This is a genomic window from Pseudomonas berkeleyensis, from assembly GCF_014109765.1.
GTDB lineage: Bacteria > Pseudomonadota > Gammaproteobacteria > Pseudomonadales > Pseudomonadaceae > Aquipseudomonas > Aquipseudomonas berkeleyensis.
This window is the reverse complement of record NZ_CP059139.1, coordinates 5,634,731-5,654,112: the sequence shown is the minus strand read 5'-3', so window position 1 is coordinate 5,654,112 and position 19,382 is coordinate 5,634,731. Positions and strand designations below refer to the sequence as shown.

Here is a 19,382-nt window from a genome sequence, read left to right as displayed (position 1 = left end):
TGACACTGACTATCCCCTATCCAGGCGGCGATGCAAAAACAGCTGCCATTGTACCGGCCAACGACCTAGTTATCCACATGGTCGCAAGTAGATGGCCAAGTAAAATCAAAGCCTTATTTACATTCATCAGGCTTATCAGAGGCTACATAAACCTTGTGGATAAGCACCCGACAAGTCTTTGCACAAGCCTGTGTATATACGGGTGCAAAACCAGGCTGTGGGTAAACCCGCATTCCATCCCCAGTCAACACGCAGCATACGCACAGCAGATGCAGCTCTTTTGGACAGCTTTATCATTGCCTCGAGAGCAGCGCTTGCAGGCGCTTGAGGAGGTTTTCCACAAGCCTGATCAAGGCTAATCATCATAAACATAGAAAAAGAGCTTTAAACCTTTCCTTCTTTCTATCTCTATATGGCGAATAAGGCTGGTTGGAAATTGACCTACCGCGCGGCTTTCTCTAGAATTGCCGGTCTCTTTAAACCAGGGTCATTCCGACCCTAGTCGATCACCCAGGTAACGCACCATGAAACGCACTTTCCAACCCAGCACCATCAAGCGCGCTCGCACCCACGGTTTCCGTGCCCGCATGGCCACCAAGAACGGTCGTGCCGTCCTGTCGCGTCGTCGCGCCAAGGGCCGTAAGCGTCTGACTGTCTAATTCATCCAGACAGGTGGTGAGTCGAGGCTTCGGCCGGGAAAAGCGACTGCTGACTCCCCGGCAATTCAAGGCAGTCTTCGACTCCCCAAGCGGTAAAGCTCCGGGCAAAAGTGTCCTGTTGCTAGCGCGCGATAACCAGCTTGATCATCCCCGCCTTGGTCTGGTGATCGGCAAAAAGAGCGTCAAGCTCGCCGTCGAGCGCAACCGCATCAAGCGTCAAATCCGCGAATCCTTCCGTCTCAGCCAGGACAACCTGGTGGGCTGGGATATCGTGGTGGTCGCCCGCAAAGGGCTAGGCGATCTGGAGAATGTCGAACTTGCCCAGCAATTCGGCAAACTCTGGAAACGCTTGGCCCGTAGCCGGCCCAACAGGGACGCAGATTTATCCTCCGGGACAAGCGACAATCCCCATGCGTAAAGCGGCCTTAGCCTGTATCCAGGTGTATCGCTATGCCATCAGCCCGCTGATGGCCAGCCATTGTCGCTTCTATCCCAGCTGTTCCTGCTATGCATACGAAGCCATTGAGCAACATGGCTTCCTGCGTGGTGGCTGGCTGGCAGCTCGCCGTCTCGGTCGCTGCCATCCCTGGAATGCCGGCGGTTTCGATCCGGTTCCACCCGCAAAAACATCCCGTTCCCCTTCGATGGCCGAATAATCATGGATATCCAACGTTCGATCCTGATCGTCGCCCTGGCAGTCGTGTCCTACCTCATGGTCCTGCAATGGAACGAGGATTATGGTCAGGCTGCCCTGCCGGCCGAGGTACGTTCCTCGACCGCTGCGACGCCCGCCTTGCCGGATACCCCGGCGGCAAATTCCAGTGGTGCTACCGACGACATCCCCACTGCCGTGGCTGAGCCCAGTGCAGCAGCCGTCGCCCCCACCGCGGTGGCCAGCGACGAGTTGATCCGCGTGAAAACCGACGTACTGGATCTGGCCATCGATCCGCGTGGTGGTGACATCGTGCAACTGCGCCTGCCGCAGTACCCACGTCGCCAGGATCGCCCGGACGTACCGTTCCAGCTGTTCGACAATGGCAACGAGCGCACTTACCTGGCTCAGAGCGGCCTGATTGGCCAGAACGCTCCTGACAGCTCGGGTGGCCGCGCCCTGTGGACGAGTGAAAAGACCAGCTACGAGTTGGCCGAAGGCCAGGACAGCCTGGTAGTAGACCTCACCTACAGCAACAACGGGGTCAACTACATCAAGCGCTACAGCTTCAAGCGCGGTCTCAATCCACAGTGTTCCGCACGCGAGCAGCAGCAGAAGAAAACTGGCTGCATCGATCCTGCTTCCTATCAGGTCGATATCCGCTACCTGATCGACAACCAGAGCGAGCAGGCCTGGAGCGGTAACCTGTTTGCCCAGCTCAAGCGCGACAACAGTGGCGACCCGTCGTCCACTACCGCTACCGGTACCGCGACCTATCTGGGTGCTGCGCTGTGGACTGCTGACAATCCCTACAAGCGCATCTCCATGAAGGACATCGACAAGCAGTCCTTCAAGGAAACCGTGCAGGGTGGCTGGGTTGCCTGGCTGCAACACTACTTCGTCACTGCCTGGGTGCCGTCCAAGGACAGCACCAACCTGGTACAGACCCGCAAGGATAGCCAGGGCAACTACATCGTAGGTTTCACTGGCCCGGCCGTGCAGGTTGCCGCGGGGGCGCAGGGTGAAACGTCCGCCATTCTCTATGCCGGTCCCAAGCTGCAGGAATACCTCGGCACCTTGTCGCCTGGCCTGGAGCTGACCGTCGACTACGGCTTCCTGTGGTTCCTCGCCCAACCGATCTTCTGGTTGCTGGAAGTGATCCACGGCCTGCTGGGTAACTGGGGTTGGTCGATCATCGTTCTGACCATCATCATCAAGCTGATCTTCTTCCCGCTCTCGGCTGCCAGCTACAAGTCGATGGCGCGCATGCGTGCCGTATCGCCAAAGCTGCAGGCTCTGAAAGAGCAGTTCGGTGACGATCGCCAGAAGATGTCCCAGGCGATGATGGAGCTGTACAAGAAAGAGAAGATCAACCCGCTGGGCGGCTGCCTGCCGATCTTGGTGCAGATGCCGGTGTTCCTCGCCCTGTACTGGGTACTGCTGGAATCCGTGGAAATGCGTCAGGCGCCTTGGCTGCTGTGGATCACCGACCTGTCGATCAAGGATCCGTTCTTCATCCTGCCGATCATCATGGGCGCGACCATGTTCATCCAGCAGCAGCTCAACCCGACGCCGCCGGATCCCATGCAGGCACGCGTGCTGAAGCTGATGCCGATCATCTTCACCTTCTTCTTCCTGTGGTTCCCTGCAGGTCTGGTGCTGTACTGGGTGGTCAACAACATCCTGTCCATCGCCCAGCAGTGGTACATTACCCGCAAGATCGAAGCCGCTACGAAGTCCGCCAGCGCCTGATTGGCCAAGGCTTCCCAGCTTCAAGCAGACGCCCCATGATTGGGGCGTTTTGCTATCTGCAAGAACAGATGAAAACGCCAGAGAGTAGATCGCCATGCACATCGCCCGGGACACTATCGCCGCCGTTGCCACCGCTCAAGGACGTGGCGGCGTGGGCATCGTAAGGGTTTCCGGGCCACTGGCCGGGCAATTGGCCCAGGCCATCTGCAAGCGTGAACTGAAACCACGCTTCGCTCATCACGGCGCCTTTCATGACGAACAGGGCCTGTCGCTGGACGAAGGTCTGGCCATCTACTTTCCAGGGCCGAATTCCTTCACGGGCGAAGACGTGCTGGAATTGCAGGGCCACGGTGGGCCCGTGGTACTCGATCTATTGCTCCGCCGTTGCCTGCAACTCGGTGCTCGCCTGGCTCGCCCTGGTGAGTTCAGCGAGCGCGCATTCCTCAATGACAAACTCGACCTGGCTCAGGCCGAAGCTATCGCCGATCTGATCGAGGCCAGCTCGGAGCAGGCGGCACGCAATGCCCTGCGTTCGCTGCAAGGGGAATTCTCCAAGCGGGTTCACGCCCTGACCGAGTCGCTGATCCAACTGCGCATCTATGTCGAAGCGGCAATCGACTTCCCGGAAGAGGAGATCGACTTCTTGGCCGATGGCCATGTCCTCAGCCAACTCGACGGTGTCCGGGATAACTTATCCACAGTGCTACGCGAAGCCGGCCAGGGCGCCTTGCTGCGCGACGGCATGACCGTGGTCATCGCCGGCCGGCCGAATGCCGGCAAATCCAGCCTGCTCAATGCCCTGGCTGGACGCGAGGCGGCGATCGTCACCGAGATCGCCGGCACCACCCGTGACGTGCTGCGCGAACATATCCACATCGACGGCATGCCGCTGCACGTGGTGGACACCGCTGGCCTGCGCGACACTGATGACCACGTGGAAAAGATCGGTGTGGAACGTGCACTCAAGGCCATCGGTGAAGCTGACCGGGTGCTGTTGGTGGTCGACTCGACCGCACCAGAGGCCAGCGATCCCTTCGCGCTGTGGCCGGAATTCCTCGAGCAGCGCCCCGACCCGGCGCACGTCACCCTGATTCGCAACAAGGCTGATCTCTCCGGCGAATCCGTGGCCATGGAAACCAGCGCCGACGGCCACGTCACCCTCAGCCTGTCGGCCAAATCCGCAGCCGGACTGGATCTGCTGCGCGACCATCTGAAAGCCTGCATGGGTTATCAACAGACCGCCGAAAGCGGCTTCAGCGCCCGCCGCCGCCATCTCGAAGCGCTGCTGCAGGCCCAACAACACCTGGAACATGGTCGTGCGCAACTGACCCTGATGGGCGCCGGCGAATTGCTTGCCGAAGATCTGCGCATGGCCCAGCAGGCCCTGGGTGAAATCACCGGAGCCTTCAGCTCCGATGATCTGCTCGGGCGGATTTTTTCCAGTTTCTGCATCGGGAAATAAACAGCACTTCAGGTAAAACCCTGCCTCCTCGCGGCCACCACGACGAGTGTGGCCAGCAACAACATCACCAACACCGGCGCGAAGGCGGCAACTCCGAGGCGGTCAAGCAAGATGCCGCCCAGGATGCCTCCTCCGGCGATGGCCGTGTTCCACACCGTGACCAGCATGGCCTGGGCGATATCCGCCGAATCACCGGCACGCCTGACCAGCGCCGTCTGGAACAAACTGGAAGCGCCGCCGAACGCCAGTCCCCAGACGGCAACCGCCAGATAGATCATCAGTGGCTGCTGGCCGGCAATCGCCAGCGCGCCGGCAGCGGCGCCGAACGCCAATGTGCAGGCCAGGGTCATCCGGCGCAGGTGGCGGTCGATCAATACGCCGACAATCCCGATCCCCAGCAACGCGGCCAGACCAAAGATCAGCAGAACCCGGTCGATGTGCTCGAGCATTCCGGCTGCCGCCAGAAACGGCGCGATATAGGTGTAAAGAAGATTGTGCGCGAGCACGAAGCCCAGCACCCCGAACAGCACCGTACGCACTCCCGGCAGACGGAACACCTGGACGAGCGGCAGGCGCCGACTTCTGGCTTGCCCCGGAAAATCCGGCAGCCGCCAGCGCACCCAGATCATCAGAGCGAGCGCCAAGCCACTCATGATGGCAAAACAGACCCGCCAGCCAACCAGGGTTCCGAGCCAGGTTCCCAATGGAATGCCCAGCGACAGCGCCAAAGGCGTGCCGACCATGGCCACCGCAATCGCTCGACCTTGCAAGTGCTCAGGCACCAGGCGCGCGGCGTAACCGGCCAGCAATGCCCACAACAGACCAGCGGATACCCCCGCCAGCGAGCGGGCCAGCAGGATCAGGGAAAAGTCTGTGGATAACGCCGTGACCGTATTGGCCAGCACGAAGCCGGCGAGGGCGGTCAATAACAACGGGCGACGCCGATACCCCTGGGTCAGCAACGTCAGAGGAATCGCCGCGATCAGCGAACCAATGGCATACAGGGTGACGGTCTGCCCCACCCAGGACTCGGACACCCCCAGGTTCGCCGCCATCTGCGGTAACAGGCCGGCCGGCAGGGCTTCGGTGAGGATGGTGATGAATCCGCCCATGGCCAATGCCAGCAGTGCGCCAAGTGGCAGGCGCTGCGCCGGGTTCATCGTGCACCGTCCAGGCTGGCGTAGACCGCGTCGCGCAGATCGTTGACGAAGCGTCCGGACATCCCTTCGTACAACGTGTTGGTGAACGCCACCACACTCAGCCCTCGCGCCCGGTCAACGAACCAGGAATGCCCGTAGGCACCACCCCAGCGCCAGGTTCCGTTCGACTCGGGCGAAGCGGCCGAATGGCGATCACGCAGCACTGAAAAGCCCAGGCCAAAACCGAAGCCCGGCGCATTAGGCAACTCAAGGCCACCCAACTGATCACGGCCCATCTCGGCCACCCACTCGGCCTGCAGCAAGCGCTCATCGTTCGTCCGCAAGGCTTCCAGCAGGCGTAGAAAATCCGGCGCTGTCCCGGCCATTCCCGCGCCACCGGAGGGGAAGGCAGAGGCATCGAAAATCCGCCCTGGGCTGTAGGGGATGCCGACGGCACCATCAAATGGCGAGACGACCTCCCCCTCGCGCAGACGATGCGGTTGAGGATCGCCACTGACGTAAGCCGTGGCCATGCGCACGGCGTTCGTTGCCACGAACGATGTGTCAGGCATACCCAGCGGCTCCGTCACCAATTGGCGTACCGCCTGTGCGAGCGAGCAGCCCTGAACCTGCTCGATCAGTGCCCCCAGCACATCGCTGGCCAGTGAATATCCCCAGGCCGTGCCCGGTGGATAAAGCAACGGCACGCTGGCGATACGCCGCAGATTTTCCTGCAGGTCGATGCTCGCGGCATCCATGCCATCCGAGATGCCGGCGCGGGCATAGGCTCCCGTGGCATCGGCTTCGAGAAAGCGATAGCCCAACCCCGCCGTATGGCTCAGCAAATGCCGTGGAGTAATCCTGGCCGGCTGCCCATTGGCCAGTAAAGGCCGAAACTCCGGCAACCAATCATCGATAGCGCCATCCAGCGCCAGGCGCCCCTGTGCCACCAAGCGCATCGCCGCACTCGCCACGATAGGTTTACTCACCGACGCCAGGCGAAACAGAGCATCCACGCTCATCGCCCTGTTCTGTTCACGATCCGCCAGACCGGCAGCCTGTTGATAAACCTGCTCGCCATCACGTGCCACCAGCACCACGGCACCGACCAGCCGCCGTTCCTCCAGCGCCTGGTCGACGACGTCCTGAATACGGGAAGAAGAGAAATCCGTCACGGCACACACCCTGTTCATAAAAGCCTGCCGAGACGATAAGAAGCGGATGATTGGAGAAAAAGTAGGATAGATTTCCTAGTAGTACGGAAATAAACGTCCGCAATAAGGGGGAATGATGGACAGCCTCAACGGTTTCAACGTGTTCGTGCAGGTTGCCGAAACCCGCAGCTTCGTGGCGGCGGGAAGGCTGCTCGGGGTTTCCGCGTCCGCGGTCGGCAAGAGCGTCGCCCGCCTCGAGGAAAAGCTCGGCGTACGACTGTTTCACCGCAGCACACGGAGCATCACCCTTACCGCCGAAGGCCGACTGTTTCTTGAACGCAGCCGGCGAATCCTGGCGGAGATCGAAGCCGCCGAACAGGAACTCTCCCAGGCGTCGGGATCGCCTCGCGGCAAGTTGCGGGTGAGCCTGCCACTGGTCAGCTCTCTGGTTCTGCCGGTGCTCGGCGAGTTCATGGCGACCTATCCGGACATCGAGCTGGATCTGGACTTCAGCGACCGCCTGGTGGATGTCATCGAAGAAGGTTTCGACGCCGTGGTGCGTACCGGCACGCCATCGGATTCACGCCTTTCGGCCCGTCATCTCGGCTCATTCGAATTGATGCTGGTCGCGTCTCCCGCCTACCTGCAATTGCACGGCACACCCCGATCCCCAGCCGATCTGCGCGAGCATCTCTGCCTGCATTACCGCTTTCCCAACAGCGGCAAGCTGGAAACCTGGCCGTTGCAGCTCACCGAAGGCGAAGCGGAAATCCAGCTCCCCACCTCGATGATCTGCAACAACATCGAAACCCGCGTCTGCTTTGCCCGCCAGGGCCGTGGCATCGCCTGCCTGCCGGACTTCTCGGTGCTCAGCCACCTGGCGGACGGCAGCCTGTGCCGGGTCTTGCCCGACCAGGCGCGACGGACGAATACCTTCAACATCCTCTGGCCCTCGAGCAAACACCCGTCCCCCAAGGTTCGCGTGCTGATCGATTTCCTCTGTGCCCGGGTATTCGCAGGCCATGGCAACGTCGCCAAGGATCAATTAACAGCCGCGTGAACCCTGTGGAAAACCGCCCCTGAGCCCAGTCCATAAGCCTCTGACAAAGCTGGGTGTAAATCCCCCTGTGCATAACAGCCCCTTTCATACACAGGGGTTCAGCAGCTTTCCCAGCGGTTCCGGGCAGGAATGGCACAGGCTTATGCTGAGCTGAATACCTTGTAATAAAAGGGCTGTAGAACCTTATCCACAGAAAGACTGTTCTCTATACATAAACATAAAGAACAAGCTTTATAAAAATTCTCTCTTCTTATTCTTTATAAGCTCACAGGCCAAACCCGGGTGAACAGGTCTGGGGAAAGAGCGCTTGCCCAATCCATCGAGCTGGCTATTTTTTGTGCAGAAGGCTTCATTCAGGAGGCTTAAGTCCCTATACTTGCCGCCTTTCTTTCAGACCCCTTCTCAACAGGCACGAGGTGCGTGGTGGATTTCCCTTCCCGTTTTGACGTGATCGTGATCGGTGGCGGTCATGCCGGTACCGAGGCCGCTCTGGCGGCGGCACGCATGGGCGTGAAGACCTTGCTGTTGACCCACAATGTCGAGACGCTTGGCCAGATGAGCTGCAACCCGGCCATCGGTGGTATCGGCAAGAGTCATCTGGTCAAGGAAATCGATGCCCTCGGTGGCGCCATGGCCACCGCTACCGACAAGGGCGGCATCCAGTTCCGCATTCTCAACAGTCGTAAAGGCCCGGCCGTGCGCGCCACCCGTGCGCAGGCTGATCGTGTTCTGTACAAGGCTGCCGTACGGGAAATTCTCGAGAACCAGGCCAACCTGTGGATTTTTCAACAGGCCGCTGATGACCTGATTGTGGAAAACGCGCAAGTCAAAGGTGTCGTCACCCAGATGGGGCTCAGGTTCCACGCGGATTCCGTGGTTTTGACCACAGGCACGTTCCTTGGTGGACTTATCCACATTGGCCTGCAGAACTACTCCGGTGGTCGCGCCGGCGATCCACCCTCCATCGCCCTGGCTCACCGTCTGCGCGAGCTGCCGTTGCGCGTTGGCCGTCTGAAGACTGGTACACCACCGCGCATCGATGGCCGCTCCGTGGACTTCTCGGTGATGACCGAGCAGCCTGGTGATACACCGACGCCGCTGATGTCCTTCCTCGGCAAGCGTGAGCAGCAGCCCAAGCAGATCAGTTGCTGGATCACCCACACCAACGCGCGCACCCACGAGATCATCGCCGCCAACCTCGACCGTTCGCCGATGTACTCCGGTGTGATCGAAGGTGTGGGCCCGCGTTATTGCCCGTCGATCGAGGACAAGATCCACCGTTTTGCCGATAAGGACAGCCACCAGGTGTTCATCGAGCCGGAAGGCCTGACCACCCACGAGCTGTATCCCAATGGCATCTCCACCTCGCTGCCGTTCGACGTGCAGCTGCAGATCGTGCGCAGCATCCGTGGCATGGAGAACGCCCACATCGTGCGTCCCGGCTATGCCATCGAGTATGACTACTTCGATCCGCGCGACCTGAAGTACAGCCTCGAGACCAAGGTCATCGGTGGTCTGTTCTTCGCCGGGCAGATCAACGGCACCACTGGTTACGAAGAAGCCGGTGCCCAGGGCCTGCTCGCTGGCTGTAACGCCGCGCTGCGCGCGCAGGGCAAGGAATCCTGGTGTCCGCGTCGCGACGAGGCTTACATCGGTGTGCTGGTCGACGACCTGATTACCCTGGGCACCCAGGAGCCGTACCGCATGTTCACCTCGCGTGCCGAGTACCGGCTGATCCTGCGCGAAGACAACGCTGACCTGCGCCTGACCGAGAAAGGTCGCGAGCTGGGTCTGGTCGATGACGAGCGCTGGGCGGCCTTCGAGGCCAAGCGCGAAGGCATCGTGCAGGAAGAGCAGCGCCTGAAGAGCACCTGGGTGCGCCCGGGCACGCCACAGGGCGATGCCATCGCCGCACGTTTCGGTACGCCGCTGGCTCACGAATACAACCTGCTCAACCTGCTTGCCCGCCCGGAGATCGATTATGCCGGTCTGGCCGAAGTGACCGAGTCGCCGGTTCTGGACAATCAGGTTGCCGAGCAGGTCGAGATCAAGACCAAGTACGCTGGTTACATCGATCGCCAGCAGGAAGAAATCGCCAAGCTGCGTGCCAGCGAGGACACCAAGCTGCCGGAGGATCTGGACTACAGCAGCATTTCCGGGCTGTCCAAGGAGATCCAGTTCAAACTGGGCAACACCCGTCCCGCCACGCTTGGCCAGGCTGGTCGCATCCCAGGCGTCACGCCTGCGGCGATTTCCCTGTTGCTGATTCACCTGAAAAAGCGCAGCGCCGGCCAGAAGCTGGAGCAGAGCGCCTGATGTCGGTTACCCAGCGTCATGCCGAAGAACTGATCCAGGGCGCCCGCGAGCTTGGCATCGAGCTCAGCGCGCAGCAGCAGGAGCAACTGCTCGCCTACCTGGGCCTGCTGATCAAGTGGAACAAGGCCTACAACCTCACCGCCGTGCGCAACCCTGACGAGATGGTGTCACGCCATCTGCTCGACAGCCTGTCGGTGGTGCCCTTCGTCGCCGAGCTTGGGGATAACTGGCTGGACGTTGGCAGCGGCGGCGGCATGCCCGGCGTGCCGCTAGCGATCATGTTCCCCGAGCGGCGTTTCACCTTGCTCGATTCCAACGGCAAGAAGACCCGCTTTCTCACCCAGGTCAAACTGGAGCTGAAACTCGCCAACCTCGAGGTTGTCCACAACCGGGTCGAGGCGTATCGACCCGAGCAGCCTTTTAACGGCATCAGCTCGCGTGCATTCAGCAGCCTAGATGACTTCAGCAACTGGACGCGCCACCTCGGCAGTGCAGAAACCCACTGGCTGGCGATGAAAGGCGTGCACCCGGATGACGAGTTGCAGGCGCTGCCGGCGGACTTCCGTCTCAGTGCCACGCATGTACTGCGGGTTCCCGGTTGCCAAGGCCAACGCCATCTGTTGATACTGCGTCGCTCGGTCTAAGGGGAAAGAAGATGGCCAAGGTATTCGCGATCGCCAATCAGAAAGGCGGCGTGGGCAAAACCACGACGTGCATCAACCTGGCTGCTTCACTGGTGGCGACCAAGCGGCGTGTGCTGCTGATCGACCTCGACCCACAGGGCAACGCCACCATGGGCAGTGGTGTCGACAAGCATGCTCTGGAGCATTCGATCTATGACGTGTTGATCGGCGAATGCGACCTGAGTCAGGCCATGCAGTTCTCCGAGCACGGCGGCTATCAATTGCTGCCGGCCAACCGTGACCTGACCGCTGCAGAAGTCGCACTGCTGGAAATGAAGATGAAGGAGAGCCGCCTGCGCTATGCCCTGGCGCCGATCCGCGAGAACTACGACTACATCCTCATCGACTGCCCGCCATCGCTGAACATGCTGACCATCAACGCCCTGGTCGCCGCCGATGGCGTGATCATCCCCATGCAGTGCGAGTACTACGCGCTCGAGGGCTTGAGCGACCTGGTCAACAGCATCCAGCGCATCGCCCAACTGCTCAATCCCAAGCTGCAGATCGAAGGTCTGCTGCGCACCATGTACGACCCGCGCATCAGCCTGACCAACGACGTTACCGCTCAGCTCAAGCAGCATTTCGGCGACAAGCTGTATGACGCCGTGATCCCGCGCAACGTGCGCCTGGCCGAGGCGCCGAGCTTCGGCATGCCGGCGCTGGTCTACGACAAACAATCCCGTGGTGCCATCGCCTACCTGGCGCTGGCAGGCGAGCTGGTGCGCCGTCAGCGCGCTGCCGCGAAAACCGCTACCGCTTAAAGGAACATCCGCATGGCTGCGAAGAAACGAGGTCTGGGTCGAGGTCTGGACGCCCTGCTCGGCGGCAACACCGTTGGCGCATTGCAGGAAGAGGCCGCCCAGGCCGACACCCGTGAACTGCAGTACGTGCCGCTGGATCTGATCCAGCGTGGCAAGTACCAGCCGCGTCGCGACATGGATCAGACCGCGCTGGAAGAACTCGCTGCCTCGATCCGTGCTCAGGGCGTCATGCAACCCATCGTGTTGCGTCCGATTGGCGGTGGTCGTTTCGAAATCGTCGCCGGTGAGCGGCGCTGGCGTGCCAGTCAACTGGCCGGCCAGGACAAGATTCCGGCCATGGTGCGTGAGCTGCCCGATGAAGCGGCCATCGCCATGGCACTGATCGAGAACATCCAGCGCGAAGACCTCAATCCAATCGAGGAAGCGGTTGCCCTGCAGAGGCTGCAACAGGAATTCGAGCTGACTCAGCAGCAGGTCGCCGATGCCGTCGGCAAGTCCCGCGTCACCGTGACCAACCTGCTGCGTCTGATCGCCCTGCCGGAAGAGATAAAGACGCTGCTTGCCCATGGCGATCTGGAAATGGGACATGCCCGTGCATTGCTCGGTTTGCCCCTCGAACAACAGGTCGAAGCTGCGCGACACGTTGTCGCACGCGGCCTCACCGTTCGCCAGACCGAAGCCCTGGTTCGCCAGTGGCTGTCCGCCAAACCGGCCCCAACCAAAGCCAAGGCCGACCCTGACATCAGTCGTCTGGAGCAACGCCTGGCAGAGCGTCTAGGCTCGCCAGTGCAGATAAAACACGGCTCCAAGGGCAAAGGTCAGCTGGTCATTCGCTACAACTCCCTCGACGAATTGCAGGGCGTACTTGCCCATATCCGCTGAAACAATTCGCCACATCTGACCATGTAGCGCATGGTCGGAAAACACTACCCGGCAGTTGAATGGGGGGGATTGGCCCCCTATACTCTGCGCGCAATTTTGTTGGCACTTTTTATGCCAATTCATTGAGTTAAAGCGTTCGATAGTCGAGGACATCAGTTGATGGAACGCCGCATGCCAAAGCGCCTGCCCTTCCATCGTCTGCCGGTTTTTCCGGTATTGGTGGCCCAACTTATCGTCCTGCTGCTGGCCGCTGCGGTGGGCTGGCAGTGGCGAGGCAACGTAGCGGGTTACTCAGCGCTGATTGGCGGACTGATCGCCTGGTTGCCCAACCTGTATTTCGCCCACAAAGCGTTCCGATTTAGCGGAGCGCGGGCAGCGCGGGAAATCGTCCGTTCTTTTTATGCGGGCGAAGCAGGAAAACTGATTTTGACGTTCGTGCTCTTTGCACTGGCGTTTGCGGGCGTGAAACCCATGGAGGCACCGATGCTGTTCGGCGCCTACCTGCTGACCCTGATGGTCAGCTGGTTTTCCCCGCTGCTGATAACGAAATTTTCAAGACCTTAAAGCGTTCGGGGCAAATAATGGCAGCAGATACCGCTTCGGGTTACATCCAGCACCACCTGACGAACCTGACCTACGGTCAGCATCCGGTGAATGGCTGGAGTTTCGCCCACACAGCACAAGAAGCCAAAGAAATGGGCTTCTGGGCCTTCCACGTAGACACCCTGGCGGTGTCGGTGGTTCTCGGCCTGATCTTCATCCTTCTGTTCCGCCTGGCGGCACGCAAGGCGACTTCCGATCAGCCTGGCGGCCTGCAGAACTTCGTCGAAGTGCTGGTCGAGTTCGTCGATGGCAGCGTGAAGGACACCTTCCACGGCCGTAATGCACTGATCGCTCCGCTGGCCCTGACCATCTTCGTCTGGGTCTTCCTGATGAACTTCATGGATCTGATCCCGGTCGACTGGCTGCCGATGCTGGCTGCCACCATTGCGGGCGATCCGCACTTGTACTTCCGCGTGGTTCCGACCACCGACCCGAACGCCACCCTGGGCCTGGCTCTGTCGGTGTTCGCTCTGATCCTGTTCTACAGCGTCAAGGTCAAGGGCATCGGCGGCTTCCTTGGCGAGCTGACCATGCACCCGTTCAGCTCGAACAACATCGCCCTGAAGATCCTGCTGATCCCGGTGAACTTCCTGCTCGAATTCGTCACCCTGATCGCCAAGCCGGTATCCCTGGCCCTGCGACTGTTCGGCAACCTGTATGCCGGTGAACTGATCTTCATCCTGATCGCCATCATGTACAGCGGCGGCCTGCTGCTGGGCGGTCTGGGCGGTGTGCTGCAGCTGGCCTGGGCCATCTTCCACATCCTGATCATCGTGCTGCAGGCGTTCATCTTCATGATGCTGACCATCGTCTATCTGTCGATGGCGCATGAAGATAACCACTAAGGTGCATGACGTTCCGCGGTGTCACCCGTGACGCCGCCGGGACAATCCCTGTAACGGGGACGCAGTAAAAAACGATTTCGCTTTACCGCTTCATCAAAAACCTTAACCAATACGACTGTAAGTCGGGAGGAAAAATGGAAACTGTAGTTGGTTTGACCGCTATCGCCGTTGCACTGCTGATCGGCCTGGGTGCCCTGGGTACCGCCATCGGTTTCGGTCTGCTGGGTGGTAAGTTCCTGGAAGGCGCTGCGCGTCAGCCGGAAATGGTTCCGATGCTGCAAGTTAAAATGTTCATCGTCGCCGGTCTGCTGGACGCCGTGACCATGATCGGTGTTGGTATCGCACTGTTCTTCACCTTCGCGAACCCCTTCGTTGGTCAAATCGCAGGCTAATTCACTCGCTTTCGAGTGAATTGGTGTGACGGACAACGAACGAGCGAGGTGTTGGCGTGAACATTAATGCAACCCTGATTGGCCAGTCCGTTGCCTTCTTCATCTTCGTGCTGTTCTGCATGAAGTTCGTATGGCCTCCGGTCATTACGGCTTTGCAGGAACGTCAGAAGAAGATCGCAGACGGCTTGGACGCTGCCAACCGCGCGGCTCGTGATCTGGAGCTGGCCCACGAAAAAGTGGCCCAGCAACTTCGCGAAGCCAAAGGTCAGGCCGCCGAAATCATTGAGCAAGCCAAAAAACGCGCGACTCAGATCGTCGACGAAGCCCGTGATCAGGCTCGTGGCGAAGCGGATCGTGTGAAGGCTCAGGCTCAGGCCGAGATCGAACAGGAAATCAACGGCATCAAAGACGCCCTGCGCGCCCAAGTGGGCAGCCTGGCAGTCAGCGGCGCCGAGAAGATCCTGGGCGCATCCATCGACCAAAACGCGCATGCGGAGCTGGTTAACAAACTGGCAGCCGAAATTTAAGCGAGGGCGCGATCATGGCAGAACTGACCACGCTGGCCCGACCTTACGCTAAGGCTGCTTTCGAGCACGCACAGGCTCACCAGCAGCTGGCCAATTGGTCAGCCATGCTCGGCCTGGCTGCGGCGGTGTCGCTCGACGACACCATGCAGCGCGTGCTCAAGGCCCCGCGTCTGACGAGTACAGAAAAGGCCACCGCCTTCATTGAGGTGTGTGGTGACAAGTTCGATGCCAAGGTGCAGAACTTCATCCATGTCGTCGCCGAGAACGACCGTCTGGCCCTGTTGCCGGACATCTTCGCCCTGTTCGAGCTGTACAAGGCCGAGCAGGAGAAGTCGATCGACGTGGATGTAACAAGCGCCTTCGCATTGAGCGACGAACAGCAAGACAAACTCGCCAAGGTTCTCAGTGCACGGCTCGGCCGAGAAGTGCGTCTGCACGCCGCGGAAGATGCCACCTTGATTGGTGGTGTACTGATTCGCGCCGGCGACCTGGTTATCGATGGCTCAGTTCGCGGCAAACTCGCGAAGCTGGCCGAAGCATTGAAATCTTGAGTTTGAAGGGGCAGCAGAGCTATGCAGCAACTCAATCCTTCCGAAATTAGTGAAATCATCAAGGGGCGCATCGAGAAACTCGACGTCGCCTCCCAAGCCCGTAACGAAGGCACTATCGTCTCCGTTTCCGACGGCATCGTGCGCATTCATGGTCTGGCCGACGTTATGTACGGCGAGATGATCGAATTCCCGGACGGCGTCTACGGTATGGCACTGAACCTGGAGCAAGACTCCGTTGGTGCCGTAGTACTGGGTGCTTACACCAGCCTTGCAGAAGGCATGAGCGCCAAGTGCACCGGCCGCATCCTGGAAGTCCCGGTTGGTCCGGAACTGCTGGGTCGCGTCGTCGACGCACTGGGTAACCCGATCGATGGCAAAGGCCCGATCAACGCTCAGGCTACCGACGCTGTCGAGAAAGTGGCACCGGGCGTGATCTGGCGTAAGTCGGTCGACCAACCGGTACAGACCGGTTACAAGTCGGTCGATGCCATGATCCCGGTAGGCCGTGGCCAGCGCGAGCTGATCATCGGTGACCGTCAGATCGGTAAGACTGCCCTGGCAGTCGACGCCATCATCAACCAGAAGAACAGCGGCATCCGCTGCGTCTACGTTGCCATCGGTCAGAAGCAATCGACCATCGCCAACGTCGTGCGCAAGCTGGAAGAAGCCGGCGCCCTGGCCAACACCATCGTTGTTGCCGCCTCGGCTTCGGAATCCGCCGCACTGCAATTCCTGGCTCCGTACGCCGGTTGCACCATGGGCGAATACTTCCGCGACCGCGGTGAAGACGCCCTGATCGTGTACGACGACCTGTCCAAGCAGGCCGTGGCTTACCGTCAGATCTCCCTGCTGCTGCGCCGTCCGCCAGGCCGTGAAGCCTACCCGGGCGACGTGTTCTATCTCCACAGCCGTCTGCTGGAGCGCGCTTCGCGCGTTTCCGAAGAGTATGTCGAGAAGTTCACCAATGGCGCCGTGACTGGCAAGACCGGTTCCCTGACCGCTCTGCCGATCATCGAAACCCAGGCTGGCGACGTTTCCGCGTTCGTTCCGACCAACGTGATTTCCATCACCGACGGTCAGATCTTCCTGGAGTCTGCCATGTTCAACTCGGGTATCCGTCCGGCCGTCAACGCCGGTATCTCGGTATCCCGTGTGGGTGGTGCAGCTCAGACCAAGATCATCAAGAAGCTCTCCGGTGGTATCCGTACCGCTCTGGCTCAGTACCGTGAACTGGCAGCATTCGCCCAGTTCGCTTCTGACCTGGACGAAGCCACCCGCAAGCAGCTCGAGCACGGTCAACGTGTTACCGAACTGATGAAGCAGAAGCAGTACGCGCCCATGTCGATCGCCGACATGTCCGTGTCTCTGTACGCTGCCGAGCGCGGCTTCCTGACCGACGTGGAAGTGAACAAAGTTGGCGCCTTCGAAGCGGCTCTGCTGAGCTACTTCAACCGTGATCTGGCCGATCTGATGGCCAAGATCAATGTGAAAGGTGACTTCAACGACGAAATCGACGCTGGCATCAAAGCCGGTATCGAGAAGTTCAAAGCCACCCAAACCTGGTAAGCCGCAGCGGGCGTCGCAAGACGCCCGCCTGCTAACCCGATAGGTGTGAAATGGCAGGCGCAAAAGAGATTCGCAGCAAGATTGCGAGCATCAAAAGCACGCAGAAGATCACCAGCGCCATGGAAAAAGTGGCGGTCAGCAAAATGCGCAAGGCTCAACAGCGCATGGCTGCTAGCCGTCCCTATGCGGAGCGTATCCGCCAGGTGATTGGTCATCTGGCCAACGCCAACCCGGAATACCGCCATCCCTTCATGATCGAGCGCGAAGTAAAGCGTGCCGGTTATGTGGTGGTGAGCAGTGACCGTGGTCTGTGCGGTGGTCTGAATACCAACCTGTTCAAGGCCCTGGTCAGGGACATGGCGAAAGATCGCGAGCAAGGCGTGGAGATCGATCTCTGCGTGATTGGCTCCAAGGGCGCGGCATTCTTCCGCAACTTTGGTGGCAATGTTGTCGCTGCGATCAGCAACCTCGGTGAAGAGCCATCGATCAACGACCTGATCGGTAGTGTCAAGGTCATGCTCGACGCTTACCTCGAAGGTCGCATCGACCGTCTGTCCGTGGTCTCGAACAAGTTCATCAATACCATGACGCAGAAGCCTACAGTGGAGCAGTTGGTTCCGCTGGTGGCCGATCCGGATCAACAGCTCAAGCATCACTGGGACTATCTGTACGAGCCCGATGCCAAGGAGCTGCTCGACGGCCTGATGGTTCGCTACGTCGAATCGCAGGTGTACCAGGCGGTGGTCGAGAACAACGCGGCTGAACAGGCTGCGCGGATGATTGCGATGAAGAACGCCACCGACAACGCCGGTGAACTGATCAGCGATTTGCAGCTGATCTACAACAAGGCGCGTCAGGCAGCGATCACCCAAGAGATTTCGGAAATCGTCGGCGGCGCTGCCGCGGTTTAAGAACGGTTCAAATATTCAGAGGAACCAAAGATGAGTAGCGGACGTATCGTTCAAATCATCGGCGCCGTTATCGACGTGGAATTTCCGCGTGATCAGGTGCCAGCCGTATACGAGGCGCTGAAAGTAGTCGGCGCTGAAACCACTCTGGAAGTTCAGCAGCAGCTGGGCGACGGCGTGGTACGTACCATTGCGATGGGTTCGACCGAAGGCCTCAAGCGTGGCCTGGACATCACCCGTACCCACAAGGCCATCTCCGTACCGGTCGGTAAAGCGACCCTGGGCCGGATCATGGACGTGCTGGGCAACCCCATCGACGAAGCCGGTCCGATCGGTGAAGAAGAGCAGTGGGAAATCCACCGCGCTGCGCCGAGCTATGCCGAACAAGCAGGCGGTAACGACCTGCTGGAAACCGGCATCAAGGTTATCGACCTGGTCTGCCCGTTCGCCAAGGGCGGTAAAGTCGGTCTGTTCGGTGGTGCCGGTGTCGGCAAGACCGTAAACATGATGGAACTGATCCGTAACATCGCCATCGAGCACAGCGGTTATTCCGTGTTCGCCGGTGTGGGTGAGCGTACTCGTGAGGGTAACGACTTCTACCACGAGATGAAGGACTCCAACGTTCTCGACAAGGTAGCCCTGGTCTACGGTCAGATGAACGAGCCACCAGGCAACCGTCTGCGCGTTGCGCTGACTGGCCTGACCATGGCTGAGAAGTTCCGTGACGAAGGCCGTGACGTACTGTTGTTCGTCGACAACATCTACCGTTACACCCTCGCCGGTACCGAAGTATCCGCACTGCTCGGCCGTATGCCTTCTGCAGTAGGTTACCAGCCGACCCTGGCCGAAGAGATGGGCGTTCTGCAAGAGCGCATCACCTCCACCAAGAAAGGCTCGATCACCTCGATCCAGGCCGTATACGTACCTGCGGACGACCTGACCGACCCGAGCCCGGCGACCACCTTCGCCCACTTGGACGCCACCGTCGTACTGTCCCGTGACATCGCTTCCCTGGGTATCTACCCGGCCGTTGACCCGCTGGACTCCACCAGCCGTCAGCTGGATCCGAACGTCATCGGCACCGAACACTACGAGACCGCTCGTGGCGTTCAGTACGTGCTGCAGCGTTACAAGGAACTGAAGGACATCATCGCGATCCTGGGTATGGACGAACTGTCCGAATCCGACAAGCAGCTGGTATCCCGTGCTCGTAAGATTCAGCGCTTCCTGTCCCAGCCGTTCTTCGTGGCCGAAGTCTTCACCGGTTCGCCAGGTAAGTACGTGTCCCTGAAAGACACTATCGCTGGCTTCAGCGGCATCCTCAAAGGCGACTATGACCACCTGCCGGAACAAGCGTTCTACATGGTTGGCGGTATCGAAGAAGCCATCGAGAAAGCGAAGAAACTGTAATCACCCATGCGCCCGGCAACGGGCGCATCAGATTGTGGATAACAGCGTTGTCCACAGCCT

The 19,382-nt window shown here is 59.9% G+C and carries 21 protein-coding genes; 19 read left to right on the top strand and 2 right to left on the bottom strand.

Annotated features, from left to right (window positions below):
* The 6 genes from HS968_RS26475 to mnmE all read left to right on the top strand — a co-directional run.
* Positions 1-359: hypothetical protein (locus HS968_RS26475; protein WP_238338894.1), on the top strand; the 359-nt coding region annotated here is incomplete at its 5' end.
* Between the two features lie 165 nt (positions 360-524).
* Positions 525-659: a 50S ribosomal protein L34 gene (gene rpmH / locus HS968_RS26270; RefSeq protein WP_003246698.1), complete on the top strand. Its 135-nt coding sequence runs from the start codon at positions 525-527 to the stop codon at positions 657-659.
* Positions 660-672: 13 nt separating this feature from the next.
* Positions 673-1,077, top strand: a complete 405-nt coding sequence (rnpA, locus tag HS968_RS26265) for a ribonuclease P protein component (protein WP_170965158.1) — start codon at positions 673-675, stop codon at positions 1,075-1,077.
* A complete protein-coding gene (gene yidD / locus HS968_RS26260; protein WP_106737949.1) occupies positions 1,070-1,315 on the top strand; it encodes a membrane protein insertion efficiency factor YidD in 246 nt (81 codons plus the stop codon). The genes rnpA and yidD overlap by 8 nt, the downstream gene beginning before the upstream one ends.
* 2 nt (positions 1,316-1,317) lie before the next feature.
* A complete protein-coding gene (gene yidC / locus HS968_RS26255) occupies positions 1,318-3,063 on the top strand; it encodes a membrane protein insertase YidC (RefSeq protein ID WP_182369522.1) in 1,746 nt (581 codons plus the stop codon).
* Positions 3,064-3,157: 94 nt separating this feature from the next.
* The gene (mnmE, locus tag HS968_RS26250) at positions 3,158-4,525 is read left to right on the top strand and encodes a tRNA uridine-5-carboxymethylaminomethyl(34) synthesis GTPase MnmE (protein WP_182369520.1); all 1,368 of its coding nucleotides are present in this window, start codon (positions 3,158-3,160) and stop codon (positions 4,523-4,525) included.
* A gap of 8 nt (positions 4,526-4,533) precedes the next feature.
* Here mnmE and HS968_RS26245 read toward each other — a convergent pair whose 3' ends face one another.
* Positions 4,534-5,685, bottom strand: a complete 1,152-nt coding sequence (locus HS968_RS26245) for an MFS transporter (protein WP_182369518.1) — start codon at positions 5,683-5,685, stop codon at positions 4,534-4,536.
* Positions 5,682-6,857 (bottom strand): serine hydrolase domain-containing protein, encoded by a 1,176-nt coding sequence (locus tag HS968_RS26240; RefSeq protein WP_182369516.1) that lies wholly within the window; start codon positions 6,855-6,857, stop codon positions 5,682-5,684. The genes HS968_RS26245 and HS968_RS26240 overlap by 4 nt, the downstream gene beginning before the upstream one ends.
* A 97-nt stretch (positions 6,858-6,954) precedes the next feature.
* Between HS968_RS26240 and HS968_RS26235 the strand changes: the two genes are divergently transcribed.
* From HS968_RS26235 to atpD, 13 genes are all read left to right on the top strand, one after another.
* On the top strand, positions 6,955-7,878 hold the full coding sequence (locus tag HS968_RS26235; protein WP_182369514.1) for a LysR family transcriptional regulator: 924 nt from the start codon (positions 6,955-6,957) through the stop codon (positions 7,876-7,878).
* Between the two features lie 423 nt (positions 7,879-8,301).
* Positions 8,302-10,194 (top strand): tRNA uridine-5-carboxymethylaminomethyl(34) synthesis enzyme MnmG, encoded by a 1,893-nt coding sequence (gene mnmG, locus HS968_RS26230; RefSeq protein ID WP_182369512.1) that lies wholly within the window; start codon positions 8,302-8,304, stop codon positions 10,192-10,194.
* The gene (rsmG, locus tag HS968_RS26225) at positions 10,191-10,838 is read left to right on the top strand and encodes a 16S rRNA (guanine(527)-N(7))-methyltransferase RsmG (RefSeq protein WP_182371695.1); all 648 of its coding nucleotides are present in this window, start codon (positions 10,191-10,193) and stop codon (positions 10,836-10,838) included. The genes mnmG and rsmG overlap by 4 nt, the downstream gene beginning before the upstream one ends.
* 11 nt (positions 10,839-10,849) lie before the next feature.
* Positions 10,850-11,638: a ParA family protein gene (locus HS968_RS26220; RefSeq protein WP_182369510.1), complete on the top strand. Its 789-nt coding sequence runs from the start codon at positions 10,850-10,852 to the stop codon at positions 11,636-11,638.
* Between the two features lie 12 nt (positions 11,639-11,650).
* The gene (locus HS968_RS26215; RefSeq protein ID WP_119692608.1) at positions 11,651-12,520 is read left to right on the top strand and encodes a ParB/RepB/Spo0J family partition protein; all 870 of its coding nucleotides are present in this window, start codon (positions 11,651-11,653) and stop codon (positions 12,518-12,520) included.
* A 159-nt stretch (positions 12,521-12,679) separates the two neighbouring features.
* Complete coding sequence (locus tag HS968_RS26210) at positions 12,680-13,084, top strand: F0F1 ATP synthase subunit I (protein ID WP_119692609.1); 405 nt, start codon at positions 12,680-12,682, stop codon at positions 13,082-13,084.
* Between the two features lie 17 nt (positions 13,085-13,101).
* Complete coding sequence (gene atpB, locus HS968_RS26205; RefSeq protein WP_182369509.1) at positions 13,102-13,968, top strand: F0F1 ATP synthase subunit A; 867 nt, start codon at positions 13,102-13,104, stop codon at positions 13,966-13,968.
* A gap of 134 nt (positions 13,969-14,102) precedes the next feature.
* Complete coding sequence (atpE, locus tag HS968_RS26200; protein WP_003097235.1) at positions 14,103-14,360, top strand: F0F1 ATP synthase subunit C; 258 nt, start codon at positions 14,103-14,105, stop codon at positions 14,358-14,360.
* Positions 14,361-14,416: 56 nt separating this feature from the next.
* Positions 14,417-14,887, top strand: coding sequence for a F0F1 ATP synthase subunit B (locus HS968_RS26195; protein ID WP_106737960.1), 471 nt, complete (start codon positions 14,417-14,419; stop codon positions 14,885-14,887).
* A 14-nt stretch (positions 14,888-14,901) separates the two neighbouring features.
* The gene (locus HS968_RS26190; protein WP_119692611.1) at positions 14,902-15,438 is read left to right on the top strand and encodes a F0F1 ATP synthase subunit delta; all 537 of its coding nucleotides are present in this window, start codon (positions 14,902-14,904) and stop codon (positions 15,436-15,438) included.
* 21 nt (positions 15,439-15,459) lie between these two features.
* Positions 15,460-17,004: a F0F1 ATP synthase subunit alpha gene (gene atpA / locus HS968_RS26185; protein WP_119692612.1), complete on the top strand. Its 1,545-nt coding sequence runs from the start codon at positions 15,460-15,462 to the stop codon at positions 17,002-17,004.
* 50 nt (positions 17,005-17,054) lie between these two features.
* Positions 17,055-17,915, top strand: coding sequence for a F0F1 ATP synthase subunit gamma (gene atpG, locus HS968_RS26180; RefSeq protein ID WP_119692613.1), 861 nt, complete (start codon positions 17,055-17,057; stop codon positions 17,913-17,915).
* 30 nt (positions 17,916-17,945) lie between these two features.
* Positions 17,946-19,322, top strand: coding sequence for a F0F1 ATP synthase subunit beta (atpD, locus tag HS968_RS26175; protein WP_119692614.1), 1,377 nt, complete (start codon positions 17,946-17,948; stop codon positions 19,320-19,322).
* The last annotated feature ends 60 nt before the right edge of the window (positions 19,323-19,382 follow it).

What these genes read in the sequence shown, in the direction of transcription:
- HS968_RS26240 (WP_182369516.1), bottom strand. Translation starts at nt 6,857, where the DNA reads ATGAACAGGGTGTGTGCCGTGACGGATTTCTCTTCTTCCCGTATTCAG.
- atpB (WP_182369509.1), top strand. Translation starts at nt 13,102, where the DNA reads ATGGCAGCAGATACCGCTTCGGGTTACATCCAGCACCACCTGACGAAC.
- HS968_RS26220 (WP_182369510.1), top strand. Translation starts at nt 10,850, where the DNA reads ATGGCCAAGGTATTCGCGATCGCCAATCAGAAAGGCGGCGTGGGCAAA.
- yidC (WP_182369522.1), top strand. Translation starts at nt 1,318, where the DNA reads ATGGATATCCAACGTTCGATCCTGATCGTCGCCCTGGCAGTCGTGTCC.
- rpmH (WP_003246698.1), top strand. Translation starts at nt 525, where the DNA reads ATGAAACGCACTTTCCAACCCAGCACCATCAAGCGCGCTCGCACCCAC.
- HS968_RS26190 (WP_119692611.1), top strand. Translation starts at nt 14,902, where the DNA reads ATGGCAGAACTGACCACGCTGGCCCGACCTTACGCTAAGGCTGCTTTC.
- yidD (WP_106737949.1), top strand. Translation starts at nt 1,070, where the DNA reads ATGCGTAAAGCGGCCTTAGCCTGTATCCAGGTGTATCGCTATGCCATC.
- atpA (WP_119692612.1), top strand. Translation starts at nt 15,460, where the DNA reads ATGCAGCAACTCAATCCTTCCGAAATTAGTGAAATCATCAAGGGGCGC.
- HS968_RS26215 (WP_119692608.1), top strand. Translation starts at nt 11,651, where the DNA reads ATGGCTGCGAAGAAACGAGGTCTGGGTCGAGGTCTGGACGCCCTGCTC.
- atpE (WP_003097235.1), top strand. Translation starts at nt 14,103, where the DNA reads ATGGAAACTGTAGTTGGTTTGACCGCTATCGCCGTTGCACTGCTGATC.
- HS968_RS26235 (WP_182369514.1), top strand. Translation starts at nt 6,955, where the DNA reads ATGGACAGCCTCAACGGTTTCAACGTGTTCGTGCAGGTTGCCGAAACC.
- HS968_RS26210 (WP_119692609.1), top strand. Translation starts at nt 12,680, where the DNA reads ATGGAACGCCGCATGCCAAAGCGCCTGCCCTTCCATCGTCTGCCGGTT.
- mnmE (WP_182369520.1), top strand. Translation starts at nt 3,158, where the DNA reads ATGCACATCGCCCGGGACACTATCGCCGCCGTTGCCACCGCTCAAGGA.
- HS968_RS26245 (WP_182369518.1), bottom strand. Translation starts at nt 5,685, where the DNA reads ATGAACCCGGCGCAGCGCCTGCCACTTGGCGCACTGCTGGCATTGGCC.
- atpG (WP_119692613.1), top strand. Translation starts at nt 17,055, where the DNA reads ATGGCAGGCGCAAAAGAGATTCGCAGCAAGATTGCGAGCATCAAAAGC.
- atpD (WP_119692614.1), top strand. Translation starts at nt 17,946, where the DNA reads ATGAGTAGCGGACGTATCGTTCAAATCATCGGCGCCGTTATCGACGTG.